A 25,547-nucleotide genomic window follows, 5' to 3' on the forward strand; every position below is an offset into this window, starting at 1 on the left:
CCTATTGAGAACGCTGACGACTGCGGATGACACAGATTTTTGCTGATTTTTTGAATTAAAAACAGTATTTCAATCACGGTCAGACCCTGTGGGTCTGACTGAAATCTTAATACTTGTATTCTCAAATGTTCAACCCTGCTACAAGCGCCCTTTTTCTCGATCGCGATGGAGTAATCAATCGTCGGATTGTAGGCGGCTACGTCAAGACTGTCAACGATTTTATCCTGCTTCCCAATGTAGCGGAAACGCTGGCGCAATTGCGTCCGCTGTTTGCCCGCGTGGTAGTCGTAACCAATCAACAGGGCATCGGCAAAGGGCTTATGAGCGAAGCAGATTTGGCGGCTATTCATGCTTTTATGCTGCAAAAATTGCCAATGATTGATCGCGTATATCACTGCCCCGCGCTGGCTGCGGATAATCACCCCGACCGTAAACCTGAGATTGGCATGGCGCTGCGGGCGGTGCAGGATTTCCCCGAAATAGTACTTAGCAGTTCGCTGATAATTGGCGATACGGCAAGCGATATGCAATTCGGCAAAAAGGCAGGTATGCGCACCCTACTATTTGGCAGCGAACAAATGCCTGCAGACATACACCCCGATTTTTCAGCCGAAAACTGGCAAGAGCTTGCCGCTATTTTTGCAAATGCACTAAAAAAATAGCATTTTACGGCATCATGTTGCGCGAAGCCGTTTTCATTCAGCGAAATACTGAACGCTGGCAAAGATTTGAGCAGGCACTGAACCTAAAACCCGGTGCAGAAAGGGAAACAACCGATCCTGATGCACTGGCAGACATGTTCATCCAGCTTACGGACGACTTGGCTTATGCCCGCACGTTCTATCCCGAAAGCCGAACAACTGCCTACCTGAACCAAATGGCGGCCAAAGCGCATCGGCTGCTCTACCGCAACAAACGCGAAGATGCAGGGCGCATTGTGCAGTTTTGGAAAACTGAGCTGCCGCTGCTCTTCCAAAGCGTGCATAGGCAGTTGCTTTTTGCAACGCTGTTTTTTCTGCTGGCTGTTGGCATAGGTGTTATTTCTTCTGCACACGATGAGAGTTTTTGTCGGCTGATCTTGGGTGATGCTTATGTAAACATGACGCTGGAAAATATCAAAAACAACGACCCAATGGCTGTTTACAAAAGCATGGGACGCGCCGATATGTTCATGGCAATCACATTCAATAATGTGCGCGTTTCATTTTATGCCTTTGCGGGCGGCTTGTTTACCCCTATCCTCACACTATGGATCATGCTGAGCAACGGCATCATGGTGGGCGCTTTCCAGTACTTTTTCTATGAGCGCGGGCTGTTTCTGGATTCATTCCTGACGATTTGGATTCACGGTACGCTCGAAATTTCCGCTGTCGTAATCGCAGGTACGGCGGGCATAGTAATGGGCAACAGTTTTTTGTTTCCGGGTACTTATCCGCGCCGCGAGGCTTTTAAGATTGGAGCAAAAAAAGGATTGAAAATCATTGTAGGGCTGGTGCCGGTGTTTGTCATGGCAGGCTTTCTGGAAAGCTATATTACCCGCCTGACCGAAATGCCCGCATTCCTCAAAGCAGGTATCATCATCGGATCGGCGGCATTCATTGTGTGGTATTTTGTAATTTATCCGATACAGTTAGTCAAGAAAATCGGCTACGCCAACGAACAGGAATATCAAAACAGCAATAACTAAACATGTACTTCGACAACAAAATTGAATTTCAGGCAGAACGCGATCTGGGAAGTCGCATCAATGTAGCTTTTGATTTTATCAAGCGCAATTTTCTGCCGCTTACAGGCGCTATGCTCGTGGTAATTACGCCACTGCTGGCTATTGGCGGCGCTGCCGGACTGCTTTTTTTCCGTTATTCGCAAGCGGACAACCTCGCTACAGGTTCAGAAAGTGTAACTACTGTCCTGTCCATAGGGCTGATTTTTATCCTTTACTACTTTGTCTTGCTTGGATTCCTGCCTGCATCTGTTGTTTTTTCTTACATCAAACTGTACCGCGAACAAGAGGCGGCAACTTTTTCGGTAGAAGAAGTCCTCGGCGAACTGAAAAAGCACTGGCTCAAGCTACTCGGCGCGATGATCCTGACCTACGCCATTTTATTGCCTGCGTTCCTGTTATTCATTATCCCCGGCGTTTATCTGGCAATTCCCTTGCTTTTTGTTCCTTATGCCATCGTTGCCGAAGATATGAATGTGATAGAAGCTATTTCCCGCGCTTTCCAGCTTGTCAAAAATCACTGGTGGGAAACCTTTGGGCTTGTCATAGTTGCCGCAATTATCAACTACCTGTTTTCCTATATTTTCCAGTTGCCCTTTGTGCTGACATTTGGAGCTTTGCCCTTCCTGAGTACCTCTACCGGACTGGATTCTCTTGGAATCTGGGGGATTTTAGCCAGTATAGTATATCTGTTGGGTAATTTTATTATCCAGGTTATCCCACTGACAATGTACGCCTTTCACTATCACCATCTGGTTGAAATCAAAGAAGGAACGGGGCTGCTCGGACGAATTTCTAAATTAGGCAGAGGCGATATACAACGCAAATCCTACACAGACGAAGAAGAGAGCTATTAATGAAGCAAAAGCAGCGCAAACTACTGATTACCTGCTTAGTAGCAATATTATTTACTGTTGCGGAATCTATTGCACAAAGCAGCGGCGATGACATCTGGAAGCAACTACCTGCCACACAACCAGCCTACGGTAAAGACCGCGTAGAGTCGCCTATCAATCCTAAAAAGCAGGATAAAAGCGCTGTGCGGATACTGAAATTTGACAGCGCAGCTATTGCGGCTTACCTGTCTAATGATGAATTTCTTTACGACCGACCTAAAATCAGTTCTGAAAGTATTAAGAAGCGCTTTCGCCGATGGCTGCGCGAAAAACTCGATGCCTTCTTCAAAAGCGACAGAGACGGCAAATGGATTGACTATTTTTTCTACATAATTGCTGCAACTATTATCAGTTTTGTAATTGCGCGGATACTGGGCTTACAACCCGGTCTCTTTGTCCGCAAGCGCAGCGCTGTACCTGATGAGTTTATCATTGGCAGCGAAAATATTCATGCTATTTCGTTTGAGAACGCTATTGCGGCAGCAGAAGCTCAAGGCGATCTCCGCTATGCCATTCGCCTGCAATACCTGCAACTACTCAAACACCTGAGCGATAATGGAATGATCCGATGGGAGCCGCAGAAAACCAATATGCAGTATGTAGCCGAGATGTCCAAAACGCAATTCAATACTGATTTTGAATCAGTTACGCGCTCTTTTGCTTATACTTGGTATGGTCATTTTGAGGTAAATCCTGCTGCTTATCAATCATTCAAAGAACGCCAGCAAGCGCTACGCCGGCAAACCAATAAGGCACAAACCGCACAGGTATGAAAGGAAACAACAAGTATATTGCCCTCGTAATCGGCAGTTTCCTGCTGCTGCTGGCGGTTGAGTACCTTACCCCAAAACCGATTGACTGGCGCACAACTTACAGACAAGAAGACAAAATCCCCTACGGCAACTATATCCTCTATCGCCAACTTCCTACACTGTTCAATCAGCCTGTTACCGAAAATACGCAAACTTTTTATGAGCGGCTGCTAATAAGAGACACTGCTTTGGCAAACTACATCCTGATACAGGAAGATCTGCGCATGGATTCATTAGATACGCAAGTCATGCTGCAATTAGTCCGCAACGGGAGTGATGTATTTATTGCGGCACAGTCAATTAGTTCACCGCTGAGCGACAGCCTACAACTGGCAATTTTTGCGAACTATTATCTTTCCAAGCAGCCTGTGCTCAAAGAATTGACCGATTCGGTGGGTTTGTTCATGGTCAATCCGCTGCTGAAAGCCCCGCTGCCCTACTTTCTGAAACGCGGCAGCGCATCTTATCACTTCGCCAGCGCTAAAAATGCGATCGTATTGGGACAAAATACCTACCGCGCACCTGTGTTTATTCGCGTTCCTTATGGGAAAGGCAACTTTTGGCTGCACAGCGTACCTCAAATATTTACCAACTACTATATGCTCTACGGCAATCATCGGGAGTACATTGCCTCTGCCCTCTCCTACCTGCCCGAAGGTCGCCGTATTATCTGGGATGAATATTACAAAACGCGCATCAGAGGTAGCCGCTCCCCTGTGCGGTTCTTACTTAGCCAGCCGCCTCTTGCGTGGGCTTGGCGGCTCTCGTTGTTTACGCTGCTGATTTTTGCACTCTTTGGTATCAAGCGTCGCCAGAAAGCTATTCCAATTATTCGCCCACCCGAAAATACCTCGCTGGAGTTTGTCAAAGCTGTAGGGAGGCTTTACTTCATCAATCCCGATCATAAGGCAATGGCAAAACGCAAAATCCGCTTCTTTATGGAGCAGCTGCGGCAACAACACGGAATCACTACGGCCGGACACTTTCCACTACCACCTAACAAAGCGACCTTCGATCCGCAATGGTTGCGGCATGTGGCGCGCAAGACAGGAGCAGACGAAGATACCGTGCACAAACTGTTCCGGCATATTGCCTGGATAGAATCCACTCGCTTGCCGGAAATTACCGCCAACGATCTGATGCAACTCAGCCGCCTGATGGAAGCGTTCAAAGGTGTCAGCGCCTAATGAGTGGTTTCCCGATAGCTTTGATCATTTCAGCAGTCCAAAGCGCATTGGCTTTAGCCGAAGGATGCACCCCGTCGGCAACGAACATATCATCAGTCATAAAGCTGAAATCAAGTTGTACATAGGTAAAAGGAATAGCAGAGTTTTGCTGTACGTTTACGAGTGCAAGTTCAAGTAGCTGCCGCTGGCGGGCAATCAGTTGTTGCAGTTTCCTGTTTTCGGGTGTATGGAAAATCGGGAACTGCCCAACCGGTGGAACCGTTGCCCAAACGATCTGCGGGCTGCGCGCGGCGGCTATCTGTAGTAATTTTTGTATGTCTTTCTGCCACTTCCAAACAGGAGTGAATTTGAAAACATCGTTTGCACCCAAGCCAATCAGCAGCATATCAAAAGTTTGCTGTGCCGGAACTTGTTCCTCAAAGTAGCGGATAGCCTTTGCTACTGTCAATCCATTTTTTCCGACTGCCAGCCATTTTACCTGTAAATCAGGATGTTGCGCAGCAAGCGCACGCGCACAAGCGCCGCCCAATGCATCTGCATGGTGTGGGATACCGACCCCTGCGACTGTAGATTCGCCAAAAACAAGTAGCCTGAACGGCAGTTGTCCCTCGCCCACAATGCCGAAAGGCTGATCTTGCGGCAAGGGCAGGCGGGCGACATTTGCGCGAATCGCCCTGCCTTTTTGCAGCAAATAAGGCAAATTGGCAAGCACGCGCCCAAGCAGCAGGCTAGATTGCAGATACAGCCCCGCCATCAGCGCAGCGATTTCATGGTTTTCGTATTGACAAAAAGCACATCGCCGATACTGTCGTAGCCCATGAAAACTGCTTCGCCGCTGTGCTTCACAGACTCGGCACGCACACCTATAATCGTCAGATCGGCACGTTTGGACTTCTGGTTGATGATCGTTTTGGTGTCCACGTTCTCTTTCTGCGGAATCAGCTCGATATTGGAGGGCGAAATCGGCAAGCGTCCTGAATTGATGAGTTCCATTAGATTTTGCTTTTGCTCTGCCAGTTCGTCTTCAGGATAAATCGCAAAAATTTTGATACAGGCACTGCTCCACTCGGGATGTCCGAGGATAATGTAGCCCAACAGAATCATCAAAGTTGCATTTTCGTAGTCGTTAGATGTTATCCAGATGTCAATTTCGCTATGATAACCAAAGTTGCGGTCAGAACTGCCTAATACGATTGCATCAAATTCTGTGGCTCGTGCCAGTTGGAAATGAGCGGCAATATTTGCAAGCCCTTCCGGATTAGACTTGGAAAACTCGAACATAATCACGTTGTTTTCCTTACCCGAAATACCCGGCAGCTGGATCACTTGCGAAATAGCTGCCGTTGCCGAAGGACTGACTAAGGTATCTATATACACGTTGCTGTGTGTCGTATCCGAAATCTGTATGAGTTGCTTGTAGCATTCCTTAGACTGCCGGTGTGTCTCTTTAGACAGATAGCCTTCTATCAGGTGGATGTAAGTACCAAAACCGTATTTGTAAGAAATCCACCGCAAAAATTGAAAGCCCGACACGCGATCGAATGAATGTGTAGAAATACAGATGATGGAAGGTCGCCAGTGTTCTGCCTCCGGCTCTTTGCGGGCTTTCTGCAAAAAGATTTGCAAGGTGCGGCTCAGCTGAAAAATTACTCCCTGAAAAATAACAGACAGCCCCTGCTTGCGGTGCTGATAGCGGCTGACGACTAGGTAAGTAAAAACCATCAGGACAAGCACCAATAGCGAAAAGCGCAGGTTGATATTGGTCATTACAAAGATGCTGGCAACTGTTCCGGCCAGCGAAATGTACCAACGGGTGCGGAACAGCGGCCGATAGGCAGGATCTGCTGCAAAATGCTCCAAGCAAGAGATCAGGCAGATCGAGCCAAAGGTAAGGCAAAGGAGTACCGACACAGCCTCCAGCATATAGGGCATATTGTCGTAAATCAGGGCGACCAACACCAGCACTGCAGTTGTCTGTATCGCATGAATTGGAAGTGGATTATTAACATCCTCGCGGTTCATGCGCGAAAGCCATCTGTCCCAAACTAGATTGGGCAGTACCCGATCTGAAGCCAGCGCCTGCAAGGTGCGGCTCGCCATGAGAAAAGACCCCGCAGCCGACAGCAAACTCACTACCCCCAGCACAAGGATAATTTCAACACCAAAGGGCATTTTTTCAGCCATCACTAAGGGATTGCTTACCAACTCTGCGGGCGGCGCAATCATGTACAGTTTGACAATGAAAACAATGTAGGCAAAGAAGCCGACAATAGCAGCGCCGATGATCCCGCGTGGTAAAGAACGGCGCGGCTCGCGCAGTTTTTTGGAAAATCCCAGTCCGGCAGTGATCCCGCCAAACATCGGAAAACTCAAAGCAAGCACCGCAAAAAAGCTCATTGGCTGGTCAACGTGCTGCGTTAGTTCGCTCAAAGCCAACTCGCTGCGATAAGTAGCAGGGCCAGCCAGAAATAAGGAGTAACCTAATACCATTATCGGAACTGCCAGATAGAGCAGCCTTAGCAATACTTCTGTACCGAAACGCAACAGCAAAAGTGTCAGCAATACAAAAGCAGGAATGCTTGCTACGCGATAATCATACACATAAATATTCAGCGGCGAGGCAAGCAAATAATCAAAAAAAGGCTTAAAAGCCTGCGAAAACGCAATTAGATACAGAGCAGTCAGGATGGTCTGCGCCATATAGAGCGTAATGCCAATCGGTACGCCAATAGTAATACCGAAAGAGCGCGAAATAATAAAATATTCACCGCCACCTTCTACTTTCTGGTTGGTGGCAATTTCAGAAAAAGCCATCGCGGTTGGTATCGTAATGGCATGGGCAAGCATCACCATACCTACGGCGGCAATCATGCCCAGATGACCGATGGCATGCCCCAGCCAAAGGATCATCAGTGCGCCCTGCAAAGTGCAAAGCGACAGAAAAAAAACAGGAAATGAACCGAAGCCGTGTTTTTGTTTCAGCAGGCGATTTGGGGAAGCAGGCATAATGCGTGTTTATTTCATTTTGGCGCGCTTAATCAGATAAGCAAGCAAAATCTGGTCTATAGGTTGGGCAATATCTGCCTCGATGAAGTCTATTTTGTACTGTCCGCACTTGAGTTTTAAGTCGTGGAACTGGCGGGCGATCTGCTCGCGGTAGTACTCGCGCACCTGCGAAGGCTGCAATTTGACCCGCTCGCCGCTTTCCAGATCAACAAAAATATGGGGGCGGTCTGCAAACTCAAACGCCTCTTCGGTCTTTTTGTCAATCGTATGAAAAAGCAGTACTTCGTGGCGGTTGTGCTTGAGGTGTTGCAGAGCTGAAAACAGTTCGCTTTGATGATCGGGATTGTCCAGCATATCGCTGAAAATAACGATCAGCGAACGGCGGTGAATCTTATCGGCTATCTGGTGGATAATCTGGGCGGCTTCTGTTTTTTTATTTGGCACAGGCTCATCGAGCATCTTTTGCAAACGCAAAAACACATTGTGGATGTGCGTAGGCGTAGATTTGATAGGAGTCTCCCACTCTATCCGATCGGAGAAGGCCGCAACCCCCACTGCATCGCGCTGCCGCTGCAACATATAGGCAAGGCAGGCAGCCGCTACAATGCTAAATCGGATTTTACCCAAATCTTTTTCCGGATAATACATAGACGAGGAGTTGTCAATCAAAATTTGGCAACGCAGGTTGGTCTCCTCCTCGTAGCGCTTGGTGTAGAGGCGGTCAGTTTTGGCAAAAACCTTCCAGTCTATGTGTCGCGTGCCTTCGCCCGTGTTGTAGAGGCGATGCTCGGCAAACTCTACCGAAAAACCGTGATAAGGCGATTTGTGCAAACCTGTAATGAAACCCTCTACCATTTGTTTGGCGAGCAGTTCCAGATTGCCATACTGTTTAACAATTCCTAAATCTATGGGCATGTGTGTACCTTTCGGAAATGAGATACTAAGGTAAACAATCCCGTAGAATTTTCATGTGCTTGCCGCCTGCTTTTCTCTGTCGGCGCATCAGCCTTCGTCTGTCAGTCCGATGATTTTATTGTCTTTGAATGTAAAAACAGATTTACCGCTCATGCGGATTTCCTGCCCTTTTTTCATGCCGTTGGGAAAGTCTATTGCCAAAACGGCGACATAATCAATCGTAATTAAAGTTTGACTTTCCCTGTGTGCATAAGAAGTAATTTGCTGCCTGCGTTCCGAAAAATAGCCCTTAGCGGTTTCTGCCTGACAGATAAATGCCTCGATGCCGTTCAGCATCATAGTCGTTTCTCCCTGTTGCACATGCCGAAAGACAACCTCATCGGAAAAGTCGCGAACCATGCCCCGAACGTCAAAATTATTATAGGCAGCAACTTTTTGCCACAGTGAAAGCGATGTCTGCATTGGCTTGTGGCTCCTCCTCCGTGGCTATGGATTGATTACTTTGTGCGCTTTGGGTTGAGTTGTTTTGGCAGATGACCCATGTAGCGAGTAGCTTTAGCATTGGCGAACTGCAACATGGGTCATCATTGCCGCGAGGACTGCATTGGGTATCCTTAATAAGCCAGCATCATTGACCAAAATAAACCCTGACGTGCAATAGCAATTTCTTTGACTCTCGGATCCAAAATTTTGCTGCGAAACTGCGGGAATCTCAACCAAGCCTCTAAGCAATCTTCAATATTGTCGTGTCCGTGGATCAGCATTTCGTGTACGCCGTTCGCCTTTACTCCTGCCAATGCTGCCCGACGGAGCGAGGTTTCGCCGTCGTAAGTCTTCACCGTCATCGGCGCAACGCCCTGGACTTTGTCTAAGGTGCTAAGCGCTGCCTGTGCGAGTAAGTCGTTCCATGTCAGGTTATTTTGCGCAGGAAGCATCCCGTATTGGCTCGGCCAAGGCCCCTTCCTGAATTGGTTGATCATGCGCAATACCTCTGCGATAAAAGCTGCCTCGTTTTCATAGTCGGTTGCAGAACGTCTTGTCTCTATGGTTACAGTCTTGAGCAGATTCACCAAGGGCATTGGTGTTTCAAAACGATTCTTGAGCAAATCTTTCAGGTGGTTGATGTGGATGGCAAAGTTGAGGTTCTGCCCGCGCAAAACTGAACTGACAACCACGCCCACGACTTCGTTTTGCAGGTTGATTAGCGGGCCACCGCTATTGCCCGGAGATACAGGCACACTGATTTGCAGATTTGTGACATTGTTCATTTCGCGGATCGCGCTGATCAGTCCGTCGGTAAAAGTAGCTGCAAAGCCCAGCGGTCTGCCGATGGTAAATACTTGCTGCCCTACTTGGGGATCGCTGCCCAGCGCGAGCGGCAGCCCTTTGCCTGCTACTTGCAACAGCGCAAGATCTGCGACAATGTCATAACCGACAACGCCTGTTACCTTCCAGACCTGATCGGAGTCGTTGGCATGGATCTCCACCTCGCCTTCGCCCTCGATTACGTGAAAGTTGGTAGCCACTACGTTGGGCAACACAAAGAAACCGGATCCGGTTTTTCCGCTGCCAATCACATTGACAGAAGACTTGATAGCTTTTTTGAAAACTGCTTCGGGATTTTGAGCAAAAGCAGCGCCGGCAAGCAGCAAAAGAATAAACAGGATGAACTGAGGCTTTTTCATAGGGAACATATGTTTTTTACTGCTTAATACCGCAAACCGACAAACGTTCCCTATTGGGCGAAAAAAAATTTTAGAAAAGTTGTTTTTTGAGTGCTTCGATCATCGCAGCTTCGGCTTTGTTCGTACCGCGATAAGCTGCCGCTACTTTTTCTACGCTCTTCACAATCAGCCCGCGCAACTCTTCGGAAAGGTTTTTATCGTTTTCTTTGGCAAAAGCAACAAATCGGTCGAATGCCTTTTGGGCGCTGATGTCGCGGTCTTGGAGGATTTCAAACTCAAACTCGGCAAAAAACGCAGCATCTGTACCGAAACTGTCCACACTCTCTTCGAGCGGAGCAAGATCTTCCACTACTATTTTGTGAATTGCCTTTACTTCCTTGTCATGGATCTGTCCGTCGGCTTTGGCAATAGCATAGAGCAATACGCCTATATGCTTGTAAAGTTTCTTATAAAAATTTGCCGTCATGCTTGAGTTGGGTGAAGTTGATGTCGCAAATATATCATCATTTGAGATATGCGCATTGACTTTGCTGCGATCTATCTTTCCGGTTGGCGTTTCAGGAAATTGTTTGAGAAAAGCTAAATACCTCGGCACCTGAAAACGAGGCATTTTTTGCTTCAGTATGGTCAAAAGTTCGGTTGCATCGCTGCTTTTTTCACCTTCGATGACCAGCACAACCGCCTGCCCCAATTTTTCATCTGCTATTGCACCAACCATCAGGCGTTTCCCTGACAGCATCGGCAGTTGCAAACGCCGTATTTCTTCCTCCAACTGTTCGGGGAATATTTTGATGCCTCCAGAGTTGATTACAAAATCTGCCCGACCTTCAAAGCGAAATACTTCGGGTGCTGTAAAAGTTACAATGTCGTTTGTTTGCACCCACCTGTTTTCAGTTACCTCGCCCTTGAGCATCAGGCAGCCGCGCTCGTCAACTTGGGCAGCTATGCCGGGCAGGAGCCGATAGGCTGTTTCGGGCGAATTGCCATTGATACGCCGCAGTGCGATGTGCGATACGGTTTCGGTCATGCCAAAGGTTGCGTAGATCGCAGCAGGGCTTTGTTGCGCAGCCTCTTCCAGATCGGCGTTCAGAGCAGCCCCACCAATAATGAGCTTGTGGCAACGGTCTAAGATCAGGCGATCAGGGAAATTTGCGAGGCTTTGTTGCAGTTGCAGCGGCACCATTGCTACAAAGTCAAAGCCTGTTTCAGAAGAAAAATTTTGCAAAGGACGCGACGAAGGTGCAACTAATTGCATTTGTAAGCCTAATTCCCAGCCACGCGCCAGCATCATCATGCCTGCAATGTAGGCAGGATTGAGGCAGACTAATGCCGTTTGCCCGCTTTGCAGTTGCAAAGCCGCCGCCGTTCCGCGAATGCTTGCCAGCATCTGCCTGCGGCTTACGGCAATGGGCTTGGGAGTGCCTGTAGAGCCGGAGGTTTGTAGATGAAAGACTTCCTGTCCGCGCAGCCAGTCGCGACTAAACAGCAAAGCAGCACGAGGTATATCCTTATAAGCTTCTAACTGATAATCAGTCAGTTGCAGGATTTGATCGGCTGTCCATACGGGCTTTTCGGACAAGTCGGCAAAACAGAGCGTCATAGGTATTAGTGGCGCAGTTTTTTGAAGAAGTTTTTCAATAGCGCAATCGCTTCATCTGCCATCAGCCCTTGTTGGAGATTGGTTTTTGGGTGAAAGGCGCGGTGCGCCTGTTCGCCTAGCTTGGAGAAGCCGTTTTTTTCATCGGCAGCGCCATACACAATTCGCTTGAACATGGCCCAAAAGCAAGCCCCTGCACACATTACACAAGGCTCCAGCGTTACGTACAGCGTGCATTCGTTGAGGTAACGCGCTCCGAGATATTGTGTAGCGGCAGTAATGGCGATTATTTCGGCATGCGCTGTTGGATCATTCAGCGCAACCGTCTGGTTGTAGCCTTTGCCGATAATTTTGTCTTGCCAAGCCACCACCGCACCTACGGGAATCTCGCCCATTTCGGCTGCTACTTGCGCCAGACGGAGTGCCTCCCGCATCATGCGGTAGTCGGTTTCATCGAACATGATAGGCTATTTTCTGAAAATAATTTTGTCTTTCGTATCGGCAAAAATGGCATCCTTAACTGTTGGCAGTTGCAGGAAGTCGTGGGGGAAGCCCAGTTCAATTTGACTTACCTCATTCAAAACTGCCAAATGTTCTTCGGAGAGATGCACACGCAGGCAGCCGAGGCTGTCGCGGATTTGCTCTAAACGGCGCGCCCCCAGAATAGGGATGATGTTGTCGCCTTGCTGACGCAACCAAGCCAACGCTACTTGCGAAGGAGTTGCGCCAATTTCCGCTGCCACATCGCAAACTTTCTGTGCAATAGCGCGGTTTCTATCGTTTAGTTTGATACTTTTTTCGCTTAGCCGCACCGCCTGATCGGTAGGAATCCCTTGATTGTACTTGCCCGTCAGCATACCCGCGCCAAGCGGCGCCCAAGGGGTAACCGCCATGCCGAAATGTTTAGCCATCGGCAGCAAGTCGCGTTCGGCGCTGCGCTGGATGAGGCTGTACTCAATCTGCAAGCCCGCAAAAGAAGTCCAACCGCGAAAATCTGCCAGTGTATTACACTGCGCAACCACCCAAGCAGGCGCATCTGAAATGCCTACGTAGTGTACCTTGCCTTGCCGCACCAAGTCATCTAAGCCACGCATCACCTCTTCGGGCGAAGTAGTAAAATCCCACATGTGTACCCAAAAAATATCGAGGAAACCTGTGTTCAGACGCTTCAGGCTGCCTTCCACCGATCGCATCATGTTCTTACGGTGGTTGCCATTCGCATTAGGATTGTTGCGCTCGTCGAACAGGGTGTATTTGCTGGCTATCACAAAGTAATCGCGATCGGCTGCGACAAACTCGCTCAACCACTTTTCACTCGTCCCTTCTGTGTAGCGATTTGCAGTGTCAATAAAATTACCACCTGTATTCGCGTAAGTATCAAATATTTTTTTGCTTGTTTCATAATCTGCACCGGTGTTCCATTCTGTGCCGAAAGTCATCGTACCCAGACATAGTTCTGATACGCGCAAGCCGGTTTTTCCGAAAAGTTTAAATTGCATAGCTATTATTGAAAAAAAGTCTAACGATATTTTTCCAGCGGAATCGTAATGCGTTCGTTGGTAATAAAGGCATTAGGATACGCAGGTTTGATTTGTGTATAAAGTGCAAAAGCATCTGTTTTAGAAAAAAAGTTACCCACCTTGACTCTGAAATTGGGTTGTTCGTACACCAATTCGGGCACTTCGGTAGTTAATCTGCGCACATCGGTCATTACTTTGTTGGCTTCGTCGCGATTGCCGCCCGAATAGATGACCACGCGATAACCCTGCGAAAACTTCAGCGTTTTGTTGCTTGCTGACATCGTTTCGCGCATCGCATTGAGCTGCGCCTGAATGTCTCCTGCAATACTAACCGTTGTGGCGGCAGGTACGCTATTGCCTTGCGGTTGCCCTATGGGCTGTTCGGATGCGGCAAACTGTGGTCGGTAAACGCTCAAATCCATCGAAAACGGTGGCACTGCTGTGCCGGATACAGTCTTTTTGCAGGAGGCAAGCCCTCCGAGCAGCAACGCAGCAACTATTAAAAGTCTGAGGCTACTCATCGTCTTGTGCTTCATTTCGCATTTTTTGCTAAATTGACGCAAATTACTAAAATAAACCGCTTCATGCGTAAACCACACATCACAGCCATCGGAACGGCAGCGCCTGCGCACGAAATCAGGCAGGAACTCGCACCCGACTGGGTGGCTACATCGCTCGCCCTGCCTCCCAACGAAGCCAGAAAAGTACGGCTGATCTATCGGGCAACGGGCATCAAAACACGTTACAGCGTTATTCCCGATTTCTGCGGTACAGAACAGCGTGAGTTGTTTCCGCTGACCGAAAATCTGGAGCCTTTCCCTACTACCGCAGACCGAATGAGCATCTACAAGCGCGAAGCATCGCTACTGGCTGGCAAAGCAATAGAAAATATGCAGTTACCCGCCGATTATTTCGGTACAATCACACATTTGATTACGGTTAGCTGTACGGGTATGTATGCCCCGGGCTTGGATATTGACCTGATGACTCGTTTCGGGCTGCCGCAACATGTGCAGCGTACCTGTATTTATTTCATGGGGTGCTATGCAGCTTTTAATGCACTAAAAGCTGCCGAGGCTATTTGCAGAGCCTATCCCGAAGCAAAAGTTCTGATTGCCGACGTGGAACTCTGTACCCTGCACTTCCAGAAAATCAATACTGAAGACCAATTGCTCGCCAATGCTATTTTTGCAGACGGCGCAGCGGCACTACTGGTAGAACCTGTTACACCCGATAAAGGATTGCTTTCCTTAGAAGGCTTTTACAGTGGATTGATACCCGAAGGCAGCAACGAGATGGCATGGCACATCGGCAATTTTGGCTTTGAGATGAAACTTTCATCTTACGTACCGCGACTGCTGGGTAGGAAAATCAAATTTTTCATCGAAAAAATTCAAGAACAACTACAGCTACCTGCCGATGCTATCAAGTATTTTGTCTTTCATCCGGGAGGCAAAAAAATATTAACCGAAATTGAAAACGGGCTTGGCATCAGCTCGCATGAAAACCGCTGGGCATACGACATCATGCAGCGTTTTGGCAATATGTCCTCTGCCACTATCCTGTTTGTGCTTCAGCATTTGATGGCTACGCTGCGCAGCGAAAGTTACCAACCAGGCGCACAAGTGCTGGCAGCGGCATTTGGCCCCGGGCTAACGATGGAGTCGGCAATGATTCAACTGCAAAACTTAGACTTCCGCCATGCCTGATTTTAGCCGAAGAAGCAACCAGCCGGAACTGATGGATGACCTGACGCTTGGCAACGAAGCCCTTGCACAGAACCTGCGCGAACTGGAATATGTCAATACTTATCTGGGCGGCAACAGTGTGGCGCTCAAGGGTTTGCAATATTTTATTGAGGATAGTGGTCAGCCGCTTTCTGTGGCAGATGTCGGCTGCGGCGGTGGAGATACGCTGCGCTACTTTGCCCATTGGGCAGCCAAAAAACAAGTTCCGCTACGATTGGCAGGCTACGATGCTAATCCCTTCATGGTGAGCTATGCGCAAAACCATCCGAAACACTCCCCTGCAATCAGCTACCACTGCACCGACCTCTGGTCTGCAGATTTTGAAAAAGTGCAGCCCGACGTGTTTATGCTCAGCCTGTTTTGCCACCACTTTACCGACGAGGAGCTGCAAAAACTACTGGGCAGACTGCTCACACAAGCTCGTAAAGGGATCATTATCAACGACTTACACAGGCATCCGCTCGCCTATTACAGCATCAAATGGCTGACGCGGGGACTGCGCGGCTCCTATCTGGTGCAGCACGATGCCCCGCTTTCGGTATTGCGGGCTTTTCGAAGAAAAGAATTAGAAGATCTGCTGCAAAGTGTTGCGCCGCAGCGTTTTCGCATCAGTTGGCACTGGGCGTTTCGCTATCTGGTACTGCTTGAGAAGTAGTTAAACTTGCTGCATAACTTTCGCAGAAATAATCCAGCGTTTCATCGCGCAGTTGGCGGTTAAGTTTTTTAGCAATATTCCAATCGTAACAAGACTCCGGAATTTTCGCCAGATTTACATAAGCCAATGCGCGTTGGTAATACAGGTTTCCGTTGCGCGGATTGCACAAAATAGCGTTGGAATAGGCCTGCACCTCTGCCGCATAATCCTCTTTGGCATTGGCAATCAGCGCCAGACTTGTAAAGACAGCCTCATCTGCCATACCCTTGCGCAGCATCTCCTCGAAGATCGTTTTTGCATGATCGAGCGCTTGGTTTTTATACAGTAAAAGCGTTGCTGCCCGCATGTATTTCTCCTTGTCGGGCGGCATCCGCTCAAAAGCATATAAAAAGTTGAGCCGTGCCGAATCGGGATTTTGCAAATAAGCATGGGCAAGTCCGAGATAAAAATAGTGTTCAGGAAACTCAATTTCTGCGTTGTCTATGGCAGCCTGAATCAGATTGCGCCCCTCGCTGTAAAATCCGAAGTGATCTATGTAAATTTTCCCGCGCAGAAACAAGGCGCGAAAATAATTGTGATCTGTTCCTAAACCTTGGTTGAGGTAGTACTCTGCCTTCATGTATTTGCCTTCCTTATATGCCTCATAAGCCCAGTGGTAATTAACTCTTCCAATAAATGCGAACAGCGAATAAACGATAAAAAACATGTATCCAACTATTGCCACAGCAACCCATGGCGCGGCTTTCATGTAGCGGTCGTGTTCTGCCTGCTCTTCGGGCGACATAGTGCGCACGTAGGCGCGGCGACGTTGTTGCGGCTGATAGACAGACTTTTTTGCAGGTGCAGCATATCGCCTCGGATCGTAGCCAATGCGCAAAAGATAGTCATAACGGGCTTTCTTATCGGGGTTTCTCAGGTATTGATAAGCCTGATTAATCGCTTTAAATTTGTCTTCCGCCTGCGGATCATTAGGGTTGCGATCGGGATGATACTGTAAGGCCAATCGTTTGAACGCAGATTTAACCTCCGCCACTGAGGAAAAATTGGGCAAGCCCAGCACTTCGTAGAAATTGACCATTGGATTATTCCCGTATTTTTGAGTGAAAAATAAGTTGTTTTTAGTAAAAAACCTTGTCCCTGCTTCATGTCTGTCCGACTTTTATTGTTAGATAATCGCGACTCTTTTACTTACAACCTTGCACAACTGATTGATGAAAATTTCGATGGTATATGGGCAGTACGCACTTGCGATGAAATCTCATTGCCCGAAGTTGCAAACTATGATAAAATAATTTTTTCGCCTGGGCCGGGCGTGCCTTCGGAAATACCGCTGATGCGCGATATTCTAATGACTTATGGCAGCAAGAAATCTATCTTAGGAGTATGCTTAGGGCATCAGGCAATCGCAGAAGCCTTTGGCGGGGTATTGTTTAATATGGGGCAGGTATGGCACGGCATGAAAGTTCCTATCCGCGTAACAGAGCCGCAAGAGCGCCTGTTTTGCGGGCTGCCCGAAACTTTTGAGGTCGGGCTTTACCACTCATGGGCAGTAGCAACCCTTCCCGATTGCTTGCAGGTAACTGCCCTTAGTACCAATGGAACAATTATGGCACTGTCTCACAAGCAGTATGACATCAAAGGAGTACAATTTCATCCCGAATCGGTAATGACTGCCTGTGGTGCGGCTTTGCTTAGCAACTGGTTAAAAAATTTTTAACTACTCATGCGTATAAGTAAGCCCCAAAAGCGCGCCAATTGCGCGTTGTCGGACTCAGGTTATTTCCTTAACTTTGCCGGATTTATCGTAAAAAACCAATACTTGAAGCCGTGGTAGATTTATTTGAGAAACTCAAAACCAATCGTGGCCCGCTGGGGCAACATTCGCAGGTAGCTCATGGTTATTTTGCTTTCCCTAAACTGGAAGGCGAAATCGGCCCTCATATGATGTTCAGAGGCAAGGAAGTGTTGAACTGGAGCCTGAACAACTATCTGGGACTTGCCAATCATCCCGAAATCCGCAAAACTGATACAGAAGCCACACAACAATACGGACTTGCCTATCCGATGGGCGCACGCATGATGTCGGGCAACTCTACAATTATTGAACAGTTCGAAGCACAACTGTCCGAGTTTGTGGGCAAGGAAGATGCAATGGTGCTTAACTATGGCTATCAGGGTATCATGTCGGTTATTGACGCACTTCTGACCCGCCACGACGTAGTTGTGTACGATTCAGAATGCCACGCATGTATCATAGACGGCTTGCGGATGCACATGGGCAAGCGCTTCATGTTCCCCCACAACGATATTGAAAACTGCGAAAAGCAGTTGCAACGCGCTACCAAACTTGCCAATGAAACAGGCGGCGCTATTCTGGTAATTACAGAAGGCGTATTTGGTATGCTTGGCGATTTGGGTAAACTGGATCAGATTGTTGCCTTGAAGCAAAAATATCAGTTCCGCCTGCTGGTAGATGATGCGCACGGCTTCGGCACGATGGGCAAAACAGGTATTGGCACACCTGAACACTTCGGCGTAATGGACGAAGTAGATTTGTATTTTTCTACATTCGCCAAATCAATGGCAAGTATTGGCGGCTTTATTGCAGGCCCTGAAAACGTGATTGAGTACCTGCGCTACAACTGTCGTTCGCAGATTTTTGCCAAAACGCTGCCCATGCCAATTGTCATCGGTAATATGAAGCGTCTGGAAATGCTGCGCACAATGCCCGAACTGAAAGATAAGCTGTGGGAAATTGTTAATGCGCTGCAAAGCGGACTGAAGTCACGCGGCTTTAAAATCGGTGCCTGCGAGTCCCCTGTAACCCCTGTATTCCTGAGTGGCGGCACTAACGAGGCTGCCAATCTGATCATAGACCTACGCGAAAACTACCACATTTTCTGCTCTGTCGTTATCTATCCGGTAGTGCCGAAAGATGTAATTATGCTGCGTCTGATTCCTACAGCTGCTCATAGTTTGGATGATGTAAACCGCACTATTGAAGCATTCGAAAAAATTTCTGATAAACTGCGCAGCGGCATTTATGCCCAAAGCCAAATTACGGCAATGGTATAGTCCGGTGCAAGATCAAAGTAAAAAAGGCGTACTACATCATGCGGTACGCCTTTTTTGTATATGTACCCTAAATTTGACAACGTACTTTAGCCCGCATAGCAGACACAAAGCGATATTTTCTAATCGGTAACTTATACCATTATGAATTGCATGATGGATAAATTCAGATCAGCAAAAGGGGGGCAGGGTTGATTTTCATGCTACCAGTATATAATCAGGATAAAATCCACGTGGTATATGATGCATTGCAGTATGATTTGTGGCGTGTGCAACAAACAGGCAACTTGTGTTTACTCTTCCCTGTAAATAGGAAAATTGCGTACCTTTGGCGCATTCGGAAAAACAACACGAATACGTATGAAAAAACTACTATTTCGCGGGGCGATGCTGCTGCTATGCGGTCTCAGCCCTGCCGCACAACTGCTGGCGCAAATAGATGTCAAATACCAGACCCCACCGCAATCTATTGTTGATTTGGTCAATGCATCCTCTACCCCAAGCGTAAGCATTGACAGCAAAGGCGACTGGATGGTGTTGTTGATGCAGTCCGAACTGCCAAGCATTGCCGAGCTTTCACAGCCCGAACTGCGCTTAGCTGGTCTTCGGATCAATCCTAATACTAATGGCCCGAGCCGCGCAGGCTACATTGTAGGCATTAAACTGCGCAAAGTGATGGGCAAAGAAGAAATTGATGTGAAAGGCATGCCTGCTAATGCGCTGATTTCCAACGTTTCGTGGTCGCCTGATGAAAAGAAAATTGCTTTCGCACATACAACAGATAAGTCCATTGAACTATGGGTAATTGACATAGCAACAGCAACTGCCAACCGTGTAGGTAACTTTGTCCTCAATAGCGTGCTCGGTACTCCCTTTGAGTGGATGAACGATAGCAAGCGCCTGCTTTGCACCATTATTCCGCAGGGAAGAGGCGCTGCCCCTGCTGCCGATAACGTGCCGCAAGGCCCGATAGTACAAGAAAACGTAGGCAAACGCGCCCCTGCACGCACCTATCAGGACTTGCTCAAATCTCCTTCCGACGAGAAAATGTTTGAGTACTACGCCACAGCTCAAACAGTTATTACTGACCTGAACGGCACGCTGACCCCAATCGGCGAGGCAGGTATGATCGGCGAGGCTTCTGCTTCACCCGACGGCCGTTTTGTGATGATGCAAATCATCAAGCGTCCATTTTCTTACTTAGTACCTGTCAATAACTTCCCTTATCAGGTAGCTGTTTACGACGCTGCTACGGGCAAGTTGGTAAAAGTTTTGACAGACCGCCCGCTGGCAGAAAACCTCCCGACAGGTTTTGATGCCGTACCAACAGGCCCGCGCCGCCACAGCTGGCGAGCCGATGCACCTGCAACCATCGTATGGGTAGAAGCACAGGACGAGGGCGATCCCAAAAAAGAAGCAGCCATCCGCGACCGCGTGTTCGCGCTCAATGCTCCCTTCGACGGACAAGCAAAGGAGATTCTGGCAACCAAATTCCGTTTTACGAGCATTACATGGGGCAATGAGAGAACGGCTTTCGCCCGCGAGCGCTGGTGGGCTACCCGCAAAGAGATCGTACACGTCATCCATCCCGATGCGCAAGCCGCTCCGGTTGTCCTCTTCGACCGCTCCTACGAAGACACCTACACCGATCCGGGCACGCCGCGCACCAAGCGCAACGCCTTCGGACGCAACGTATTGGACATCCAGAAAGACAACACAATTTACTTCTTCGGCGCAGGCGCTTCTCCCGAAGGCGACCGTCCATTTGTAGATTTATTCAACCTGACTACCAAGAAAGTAACCCGTTTATGGCGTTCAGAAGCTCCTTACTACGAGCGACCTGTTGATATTATCAACAATGAGAAACAGCTGTTAGTTACCGTCCGCGAATCAACAACCGAGAATCCGAACTACTTCCTTCGCGACTTGAAGAAAAAGCAGATAACACAACTGACTGCTTTCACCAATCCTTACGAAGGTCTGAAAGGCGTAACCAAACAATTATTGAAATACAAGCGCGCCGACGGCGTGGAAATGACTGCCGATTTGTACTTGCCTGCGGGCTACAAAAAAGAAGACGGACCGCTGCCTTCGTTCGTGTGGGCATATCCGCGTGAGTACAAGAGCGCCGACGCTGCAGGTCGTGTAAGTGGGTCGCCGTATCGCTTTACGCGCCTCTCTTGGGGTTCGCCTATTTTCTGGGTAACAAGAGGTTACGCCGTTTTTGACAATGCCTCGATGCCTATTGTAGGCGAAGGCGATAAGCAGCCAAACGATTCTTTCGTGCAACAGTTGGAGATGAACGCCAGAGCGCTGATTGAGGAAGGCACGCGCCTCGGCGTAATGGATCCTGCCCGTGTTGCCGTTGGCGGACACTCCTACGGCGCATTTATGACCGCAAACCTGCTGGCGCACACCGACTATTTCCGTGCAGGCATTGCCCGCAGCGGCGCTTATAACCGCACGCTGACTCCGTTTGGTTTCCAAAGCGAAGAGCGCACGTTCTGGGAAGCTCCTGAAATTTACAGCCAGATGTCGCCGTTTATGTATGCCGATAAAATCAAAGAGCCGATTCTGCTCATCCACGGCGAGGCTGACAACAACTCAGGCACTTTCCCGATCCAGAGTGAGCGTTTCTACAACGCATTGAAAGGACATGGCGCTATTACCCGATTGGTAATGCTCCCACACGAAAGCCACGGCTACCGCGCCAAGGAATCCGTGATGCACATGCTGTGGGAAATGGATCAGTGGCTGGAAAAGTACGTGAAGAACGCCAAGAGCAACTAATACGCAAATAAATTGAGCCTCAGCGAACTCAGCGTTTTAAACTCAGTGTCCTTAACGGTTGAACTCTTTTTACTGCTAAGAACGCTGAGGTTTACGCTAAGAACGCTGAGGTTATATTTTTTAAAAAACCCGGCAGGCTGATTTGGCGTATGATTACTCTACGTATCGCACTTTTTAATTGCGCAATCGTCAAATGAGCCGTACTACTTTACACACGCCCACAGCCATGAAAACTACTTACGGACTTCCTAAAAAGATGGAAGAGGTCATTCAGGCGCTGCAAACTGCCTTTTCCTAGCAAAATCTGGATGAAAAAGAATACGAAAGGCGCTTGCAGGAAGCCATGAAAGCCGAATGCATTGAAGATTTGAAGCCTGTAATTTCCGACTTTCCCAAATCCATTCGCCACAAAATTTTTCCACCTGCACAACAGCAACCGCAGTTTGTACAAGAGGCTGCCTACGAACGCACAGTGGTGTCTCCAACTATGCAAACAGCGCCTTTTCAAACCATTTTCAACAGTGAAAAGCAGGAGATGCCTGTGCTGGATGAGCGTCCCGTTAAAGGTACTGCCCTGTTCGGAACGCAGAAAATTGACTTTCGGACGGCTCAAATAGTTGGTAATGAGTTTCAAATCCGCATTGAAAGCTATTTCAGCGAAACCATTATAGACCTGCGCAACGAAGCGCTGGAAGGTAAACATCTGGATATTTTCATCACAGGAGGACTGGGTGTTATTAAGATATTACTCCCCCCTTTCCAACTATTCATCGGGCAATTCAACTGATGATGAGCGAGTTACAGGTCAAAGACAAACGCCGCAGTTGGTTGGACAAACTCACCGGAAAACCCGTACCGCTTGCTACCGAAACGCCTTGCTCGGTACAGATTCGCGGCAACTTCTTTTTTAAGTGAAATTCAGGTGCGGTATTGATATGCGTCGGTTTCGTTAAGACTAAAATTTTATCTTTGCTACGCACACTGAACGCAAAGAAATGGAACCATTGAAAATTGACATCAGCAAAATCTTAGAGTTTGTACTTCACAGAGATATTAGCCGCTATCAGGCAGAAATAGACCAGCACCACGAAGCCTTGCGCAACCGCACCGGCAAAGGCAGCGAATTTCTGGGCTGGGTCAACTTGCCGAGCAGCACCAGCGAGCAGTTAATTAGCGAAATAGAAGTTGCTGCCCGCAGAATGCAGCAAGTCGCCGATATTTTTGTCGTAGTGGGCATTGGCGGCTCCTATCTGGGCGCAAAGGCAGTGATTGATGCGCTTTCGCACCATTTCAGCCCAATGCTGAGCAAAGAACAACGCAAAGCCCCATTAGTCATTTTTGCAGGGCAGAACATTTGCGCCGACTATCACGCCGACCTGATGGACATTCTGGCAGATAAAAGCTATGCCGTTGCCGTTATTTCCAAGTCGGGAACAACTACCGAGCCTGCAATTGCTTTCCGCCTGTTAAAGCAGGATTTGGAAAAGCGCTATGGCAAGGAAGGCGCACGCGAGCGCATCATTGCCATCACCGACCCCGAATCGGGTGCGCTGCGCAAAATGGCTACGCAGGAAGGCTACCAAACCTTTTCCATTCCACCCGATGTGGGCGGGCGCTTTTCGGTGCTGACCCCTGTGGGCTTGCTGCCGATTGCTGTGGCAGGTTTTGACATCCGCCAACTGATGGCAGGCGCACGCGACATGGAGCTTCATTCGCAGCAAGGCAGCGACATGGAAAAAAATCCGGTTTCGCTATACGCTGCCGTGCGCAATGCGCTGTACCGTCGGGGCAAAAACATTGAAATTCTGGCAACTTACCACCCGCGCCTGCAATACCTCGTAGAATGGTGGAAGCAACTCTACGGCGAAAGCGAAGGCAAAGACCTGAAAGCCATTCTGCCTGTAGGCGTTGGCTTTACAACCGACCTGCACTCGATGGGGCAACTCATTCAGGACGGCGAGCGCAACCTGTTTGAAACAGTGATTTCCGTAGGCAAAACCCGCCGCCAAGTACTGATTCCGACCGATACCGAAGATTTGGACAAACTCAACTACTTAGCAGGCAAAGATATGCACACCGTCAATAAAATGGCGGAAAAAGGCACGCTGCTGGCACACATAGAAGGCAACGTGCCTAATCTGGTGATTGAAATACCGACCATTAGCGAATACTACATCGGGCAGTTGTTCTACTTCTTTGAAAAAGCCTGCGCCATTAGCGGTTATATCTTGGGCGTCAATCCTTTCGACCAACCCGGAGTAGAGGCTTACAAAGTCAATATGTTTGCGCTTTTGGGCAAACCGGGCTACGAAGAACTGGCAAAAACCTTGCGCGAGCGGCTGTAACCGATGGAAGATATTACACAACACGATGCTGTTTTTAATTTCAACGCCCGCTATTACACTTGGGGCGAACTTTCGGCTCAAACAGAAAAAATCTGGTTTGTCATGCACGGCTACGGGCAGTTGGCAGCCTATTTTTTGCGTAAGTTTACTCATTTAGACCCTGCCCGCAACTATATCATCGCGCCGCAGGGACTTTCCAAACACTACCTCAAAGGCTTTGAGGGCAGAGTCGGCGCGGTTTGGATGACCCGCGAAGACCGCCTGAACGACATTGCCAACAACATGCGCTACCTGCAAACCGTCTATGCAACCGAATCGGCAAAGCCGCATTTCAAAGACGTGCCGCAGGTTTATATGCTGGGCTTTTCGCAGGGCTGCGCAACGCTTTGCCGCTGGCTGGCACAAAACCAAGCGCCCTACACCCGCCTGATTTTATGGGCGGGCGAAATGCCTGCCGACGTGCTGGCAAATATCCATGAAACGGCTATTCCTCAGCATGAACTGCTTTTCGTTTATGGTAATCAGGACGAATTGATTGCCGAAGGCGAAGCCGAAAAACATTTTGATGCCTTAGAAGCAGCAGGACTCTGTCCGAAGATTGTCAACTTTGAAGGCGGACACGAACTTCCATCGGAAGTCATTTCGTTCATTAGTGAATAGCGAATTAGCTGCTTTTTTATTAATTATGCGTGAGTGAAGATGGTATCAATATCGGGATGCGATCATAACAATTTTGCAACAATGTAAACCTTCATCAGCAATGGCACTTCGCATATTTAATCCTAAGAAAGTCAAATTGCCCCGTTTAAAACTTCTGCGGCGCGATCCTTTTGGCAACTGGCTTATTTTCAAACGCGCATTAATGAGCGTTTTTGCCGTTGGTACTTATGCGAGAATGAATATTATCAATAAGCTCAAAATAGAAGGCTCTGAATATTTGATGGATTTACCGGATAAAAACGTTTTATTCATCTCCAACCATCAGACCTACTATGCCGACGTGATCGCGCTGTACCATATTTTTTGCAGTGTCAAGTGGCGAATGAAAGACACTATCCGCTTTCCTGTCTATTTTTTTATGCCACGTGTTAAAAGTTTTTATGTGGCTGCGGAAGAAACCATGATGGAAAGCGGATTTTTGCCGAAGCTGTTCAGCTATGCCGGCGCAGTAACGGTTAGGAGGTCGTGGCGCAGCAAGGGCGAAGACGTACAACGCGCACCTGACCGGCATGCACCTGAAAAGATTAAAAAAGCGCTGGAGTACGGCTGGGTGATCAACTTTCCACAAGGCACTACCAAACCTTATGCTCCCATCCGCAAGGGTACAGCACACATCATTAAGGACTATAAGCCCATTGTTGTGCCTGTCGTTCTCAATGGTTTCCGCCGCGCTTTCGACAAAAAAGGACTACGCCTCAAAAAGCGCGGAACAACGCTCTCGGTTCGTTTCAAGCCCCCTATCGTTTTCGATGACAGCTATACAATAGAGCAGATCAGGGAAGAAATAGCGCGTCTGATAGAACAAGTACCCGAAGGGTCGGGAATTCCTCCTGTGCCCGAAGCATAAAGTTTGCTAATAGTTACTATTTTTACCCA

25 protein-coding genes are annotated in these 25,547 nt (G+C 48.4%); 15 read left to right on the forward strand and 10 right to left on the reverse strand.

Annotated features, from left to right (window positions below; all coding sequences use genetic code 11):
* The first annotated feature begins 125 nt into the window (after positions 1-125).
* The 5 genes from ACWIP2_RS08130 to ACWIP2_RS08150 are packed head-to-tail and all read left to right on the forward strand — an operon-like array spanning position 126 to position 4,618.
* Positions 126-662 (forward strand): D-glycero-alpha-D-manno-heptose-1,7-bisphosphate 7-phosphatase, encoded by a 537-nt coding sequence (locus ACWIP2_RS08130; RefSeq protein WP_448519421.1) that lies wholly within the window; start codon positions 126-128, stop codon positions 660-662.
* Positions 663-676: 14 nt separating this feature from the next.
* On the forward strand, positions 677-1,687 hold the full coding sequence (locus ACWIP2_RS08135) for a stage II sporulation protein M (protein WP_448519422.1): 1,011 nt from the start codon (positions 677-679) through the stop codon (positions 1,685-1,687).
* A gap of 2 nt (positions 1,688-1,689) precedes the next feature.
* Positions 1,690-2,580 (forward strand): hypothetical protein, encoded by an 891-nt coding sequence (locus tag ACWIP2_RS08140; RefSeq protein ID WP_448519423.1) that lies wholly within the window; start codon positions 1,690-1,692, stop codon positions 2,578-2,580.
* Positions 2,580-3,392: a DUF4129 domain-containing protein gene (locus ACWIP2_RS08145; RefSeq protein ID WP_448519424.1), complete on the forward strand. Its 813-nt coding sequence runs from the start codon at positions 2,580-2,582 to the stop codon at positions 3,390-3,392. The genes ACWIP2_RS08140 and ACWIP2_RS08145 overlap by 1 nt, the downstream gene beginning before the upstream one ends.
* Complete coding sequence (locus ACWIP2_RS08150) at positions 3,389-4,618, forward strand: DUF4350 domain-containing protein (protein ID WP_448519425.1); 1,230 nt, start codon at positions 3,389-3,391, stop codon at positions 4,616-4,618. The genes ACWIP2_RS08145 and ACWIP2_RS08150 overlap by 4 nt, the downstream gene beginning before the upstream one ends.
* On the opposite strand, the gene ACWIP2_RS08155 is transcribed toward ACWIP2_RS08150, so the two are convergent.
* The 9 genes from ACWIP2_RS08155 to ACWIP2_RS08195 form a co-directional block, all read right to left on the reverse strand.
* Positions 4,608-5,372, reverse strand: a complete 765-nt coding sequence (locus ACWIP2_RS08155; protein WP_448519426.1) for an SGNH/GDSL hydrolase family protein — start codon at positions 5,370-5,372, stop codon at positions 4,608-4,610. The two genes, ACWIP2_RS08150 and ACWIP2_RS08155, sit on opposite strands and share 11 nt — an antisense overlap.
* Positions 5,372-7,624 carry an APC family permease gene (locus ACWIP2_RS08160; protein WP_448519427.1) on the reverse strand — a complete coding sequence of 751 codons (2,253 nt, stop codon included), beginning with the start codon at positions 7,622-7,624 and terminating at the stop codon, positions 5,372-5,374. The genes ACWIP2_RS08155 and ACWIP2_RS08160 overlap by 1 nt, the downstream gene beginning before the upstream one ends.
* A 9-nt stretch (positions 7,625-7,633) precedes the next feature.
* The gene (locus ACWIP2_RS08165; protein ID WP_448519428.1) at positions 7,634-8,539 is read right to left on the reverse strand and encodes a DUF58 domain-containing protein; all 906 of its coding nucleotides are present in this window, start codon (positions 8,537-8,539) and stop codon (positions 7,634-7,636) included.
* A gap of 87 nt (positions 8,540-8,626) precedes the next feature.
* Positions 8,627-9,001 carry a nuclear transport factor 2 family protein gene (locus tag ACWIP2_RS08170; RefSeq protein WP_448519429.1) on the reverse strand — a complete coding sequence of 125 codons (375 nt, stop codon included), beginning with the start codon at positions 8,999-9,001 and terminating at the stop codon, positions 8,627-8,629.
* A gap of 152 nt (positions 9,002-9,153) precedes the next feature.
* Positions 9,154-10,224, reverse strand: coding sequence for a trypsin-like peptidase domain-containing protein (locus ACWIP2_RS08175; protein ID WP_448519430.1), 1,071 nt, complete (start codon positions 10,222-10,224; stop codon positions 9,154-9,156).
* Positions 10,225-10,294: 70 nt separating this feature from the next.
* Entirely contained in the window at positions 10,295-11,824 is a 1,530-nt protein-coding gene (locus tag ACWIP2_RS08180) for an AMP-binding protein (protein ID WP_448519431.1), read from the reverse strand.
* Between the two features lie 5 nt (positions 11,825-11,829).
* Complete coding sequence (locus tag ACWIP2_RS08185) at positions 11,830-12,282, reverse strand: nucleoside deaminase (RefSeq protein WP_448519432.1); 453 nt, start codon at positions 12,280-12,282, stop codon at positions 11,830-11,832.
* Positions 12,283-12,288: 6 nt separating this feature from the next.
* On the reverse strand, positions 12,289-13,320 hold the full coding sequence (locus ACWIP2_RS08190; protein WP_448519433.1) for an aldo/keto reductase: 1,032 nt from the start codon (positions 13,318-13,320) through the stop codon (positions 12,289-12,291).
* Between the two features lie 20 nt (positions 13,321-13,340).
* On the reverse strand, positions 13,341-13,862 hold the full coding sequence (locus ACWIP2_RS08195) for an SPOR domain-containing protein (protein WP_448519434.1): 522 nt from the start codon (positions 13,860-13,862) through the stop codon (positions 13,341-13,343).
* Between the two features lie 63 nt (positions 13,863-13,925).
* On the opposite strand from ACWIP2_RS08195, the gene ACWIP2_RS08200 reads away from it, so the two are divergent.
* Together ACWIP2_RS08200 and ACWIP2_RS08205 are read left to right on the forward strand one after the other, a co-directional pair.
* Entirely contained in the window at positions 13,926-15,050 is a 1,125-nt protein-coding gene (locus ACWIP2_RS08200) for a type III polyketide synthase (RefSeq protein WP_448519435.1), read from the forward strand.
* Complete coding sequence (locus ACWIP2_RS08205; protein WP_448519436.1) at positions 15,043-15,744, forward strand: methyltransferase domain-containing protein; 702 nt, start codon at positions 15,043-15,045, stop codon at positions 15,742-15,744. The genes ACWIP2_RS08200 and ACWIP2_RS08205 overlap by 8 nt, the downstream gene beginning before the upstream one ends.
* On the opposite strand, the gene ACWIP2_RS08210 is transcribed toward ACWIP2_RS08205, so the two are convergent.
* Positions 15,698-16,822, reverse strand: coding sequence for a DnaJ domain-containing protein (locus tag ACWIP2_RS08210; protein ID WP_448519437.1), 1,125 nt, complete (start codon positions 16,820-16,822; stop codon positions 15,698-15,700). The genes ACWIP2_RS08205 and ACWIP2_RS08210 overlap by 47 nt on opposite strands.
* Positions 16,823-16,888: 66 nt before the next feature.
* Here ACWIP2_RS08210 and ACWIP2_RS08215 point away from each other — a divergent pair, with 66 nt between their 5' ends.
* From ACWIP2_RS08215 to ACWIP2_RS08250, 8 genes are all read left to right on the forward strand, one after another.
* Positions 16,889-17,461, forward strand: coding sequence for an anthranilate synthase component II (locus ACWIP2_RS08215; RefSeq protein ID WP_448519438.1), 573 nt, complete (start codon positions 16,889-16,891; stop codon positions 17,459-17,461).
* A 110-nt stretch (positions 17,462-17,571) separates the two neighbouring features.
* Positions 17,572-18,819 carry an aminotransferase class I/II-fold pyridoxal phosphate-dependent enzyme gene (locus ACWIP2_RS08220; protein ID WP_448519439.1) on the forward strand — a complete coding sequence of 416 codons (1,248 nt, stop codon included), beginning with the start codon at positions 17,572-17,574 and terminating at the stop codon, positions 18,817-18,819.
* A gap of 357 nt (positions 18,820-19,176) precedes the next feature.
* Positions 19,177-21,606, forward strand: a complete 2,430-nt coding sequence (locus ACWIP2_RS08225) for a prolyl oligopeptidase family serine peptidase (protein ID WP_448519440.1) — start codon at positions 19,177-19,179, stop codon at positions 21,604-21,606.
* Between the two features lie 343 nt (positions 21,607-21,949).
* Entirely contained in the window at positions 21,950-22,393 is a 444-nt protein-coding gene (locus ACWIP2_RS08230) for a hypothetical protein (RefSeq protein WP_448519441.1), read from the forward strand.
* A gap of 2 nt (positions 22,394-22,395) precedes the next feature.
* Entirely contained in the window at positions 22,396-22,521 is a 126-nt protein-coding gene (locus ACWIP2_RS08235; protein WP_448519442.1) for a hypothetical protein, read from the forward strand.
* Between the two features lie 80 nt (positions 22,522-22,601).
* On the forward strand, positions 22,602-23,951 hold the full coding sequence (locus ACWIP2_RS08240; protein WP_448519443.1) for a glucose-6-phosphate isomerase: 1,350 nt from the start codon (positions 22,602-22,604) through the stop codon (positions 23,949-23,951).
* Between the two features lie 3 nt (positions 23,952-23,954).
* On the forward strand, positions 23,955-24,611 hold the full coding sequence (locus ACWIP2_RS08245) for an alpha/beta hydrolase (protein ID WP_448519444.1): 657 nt from the start codon (positions 23,955-23,957) through the stop codon (positions 24,609-24,611).
* 100 nt (positions 24,612-24,711) lie between these two features.
* Positions 24,712-25,518 (forward strand): lysophospholipid acyltransferase family protein, encoded by an 807-nt coding sequence (locus ACWIP2_RS08250; RefSeq protein WP_448519445.1) that lies wholly within the window; start codon positions 24,712-24,714, stop codon positions 25,516-25,518.
* Positions 25,519-25,547: the final 29 nt, after the last annotated feature.

It is taken from the genome of Rhodoflexus sp. (assembly GCF_053489755.1).

Coding starts and splice junctions, on each gene's coding strand:
- ACWIP2_RS08130 (WP_448519421.1), top strand. CDS start 126: ATGTTCAACCCTGCTACAAGCGCCCTTTTTCTCGATCGCGATGGAGTA.
- ACWIP2_RS08135 (WP_448519422.1), top strand. CDS start 677: ATGTTGCGCGAAGCCGTTTTCATTCAGCGAAATACTGAACGCTGGCAA.
- ACWIP2_RS08140 (WP_448519423.1), top strand. CDS start 1,690: ATGTACTTCGACAACAAAATTGAATTTCAGGCAGAACGCGATCTGGGA.
- ACWIP2_RS08145 (WP_448519424.1), top strand. CDS start 2,580: ATGAAGCAAAAGCAGCGCAAACTACTGATTACCTGCTTAGTAGCAATA.
- ACWIP2_RS08150 (WP_448519425.1), top strand. CDS start 3,389: ATGAAAGGAAACAACAAGTATATTGCCCTCGTAATCGGCAGTTTCCTG.
- ACWIP2_RS08155 (WP_448519426.1), bottom strand. CDS start 5,372: ATGGCGGGGCTGTATCTGCAATCTAGCCTGCTGCTTGGGCGCGTGCTT.
- ACWIP2_RS08160 (WP_448519427.1), bottom strand. CDS start 7,624: ATGCCTGCTTCCCCAAATCGCCTGCTGAAACAAAAACACGGCTTCGGT.
- ACWIP2_RS08165 (WP_448519428.1), bottom strand. CDS start 8,539: ATGCCCATAGATTTAGGAATTGTTAAACAGTATGGCAATCTGGAACTG.
- ACWIP2_RS08170 (WP_448519429.1), bottom strand. CDS start 9,001: ATGCAGACATCGCTTTCACTGTGGCAAAAAGTTGCTGCCTATAATAAT.
- ACWIP2_RS08175 (WP_448519430.1), bottom strand. CDS start 10,224: ATGAAAAAGCCTCAGTTCATCCTGTTTATTCTTTTGCTGCTTGCCGGC.
- ACWIP2_RS08180 (WP_448519431.1), bottom strand. CDS start 11,824: ATGACGCTCTGTTTTGCCGACTTGTCCGAAAAGCCCGTATGGACAGCC.
- ACWIP2_RS08185 (WP_448519432.1), bottom strand. CDS start 12,282: ATGTTCGATGAAACCGACTACCGCATGATGCGGGAGGCACTCCGTCTG.
- ACWIP2_RS08190 (WP_448519433.1), bottom strand. CDS start 13,320: ATGCAATTTAAACTTTTCGGAAAAACCGGCTTGCGCGTATCAGAACTA.
- ACWIP2_RS08195 (WP_448519434.1), bottom strand. CDS start 13,862: ATGAGTAGCCTCAGACTTTTAATAGTTGCTGCGTTGCTGCTCGGAGGG.
- ACWIP2_RS08200 (WP_448519435.1), top strand. CDS start 13,926: ATGCGTAAACCACACATCACAGCCATCGGAACGGCAGCGCCTGCGCAC.
- ACWIP2_RS08205 (WP_448519436.1), top strand. CDS start 15,043: ATGCCTGATTTTAGCCGAAGAAGCAACCAGCCGGAACTGATGGATGAC.
- ACWIP2_RS08210 (WP_448519437.1), bottom strand. CDS start 16,822: ATGGTCAATTTCTACGAAGTGCTGGGCTTGCCCAATTTTTCCTCAGTG.
- ACWIP2_RS08215 (WP_448519438.1), top strand. CDS start 16,889: ATGTCTGTCCGACTTTTATTGTTAGATAATCGCGACTCTTTTACTTAC.
- ACWIP2_RS08225 (WP_448519440.1), top strand. CDS start 19,177: ATGAAAAAACTACTATTTCGCGGGGCGATGCTGCTGCTATGCGGTCTC.
- ACWIP2_RS08230 (WP_448519441.1), top strand. CDS start 21,950: ATGAAAGCCGAATGCATTGAAGATTTGAAGCCTGTAATTTCCGACTTT.
- ACWIP2_RS08235 (WP_448519442.1), top strand. CDS start 22,396: ATGAGCGAGTTACAGGTCAAAGACAAACGCCGCAGTTGGTTGGACAAA.
- ACWIP2_RS08240 (WP_448519443.1), top strand. CDS start 22,602: ATGGAACCATTGAAAATTGACATCAGCAAAATCTTAGAGTTTGTACTT.
- ACWIP2_RS08245 (WP_448519444.1), top strand. CDS start 23,955: ATGGAAGATATTACACAACACGATGCTGTTTTTAATTTCAACGCCCGC.
- ACWIP2_RS08250 (WP_448519445.1), top strand. CDS start 24,712: ATGGCACTTCGCATATTTAATCCTAAGAAAGTCAAATTGCCCCGTTTA.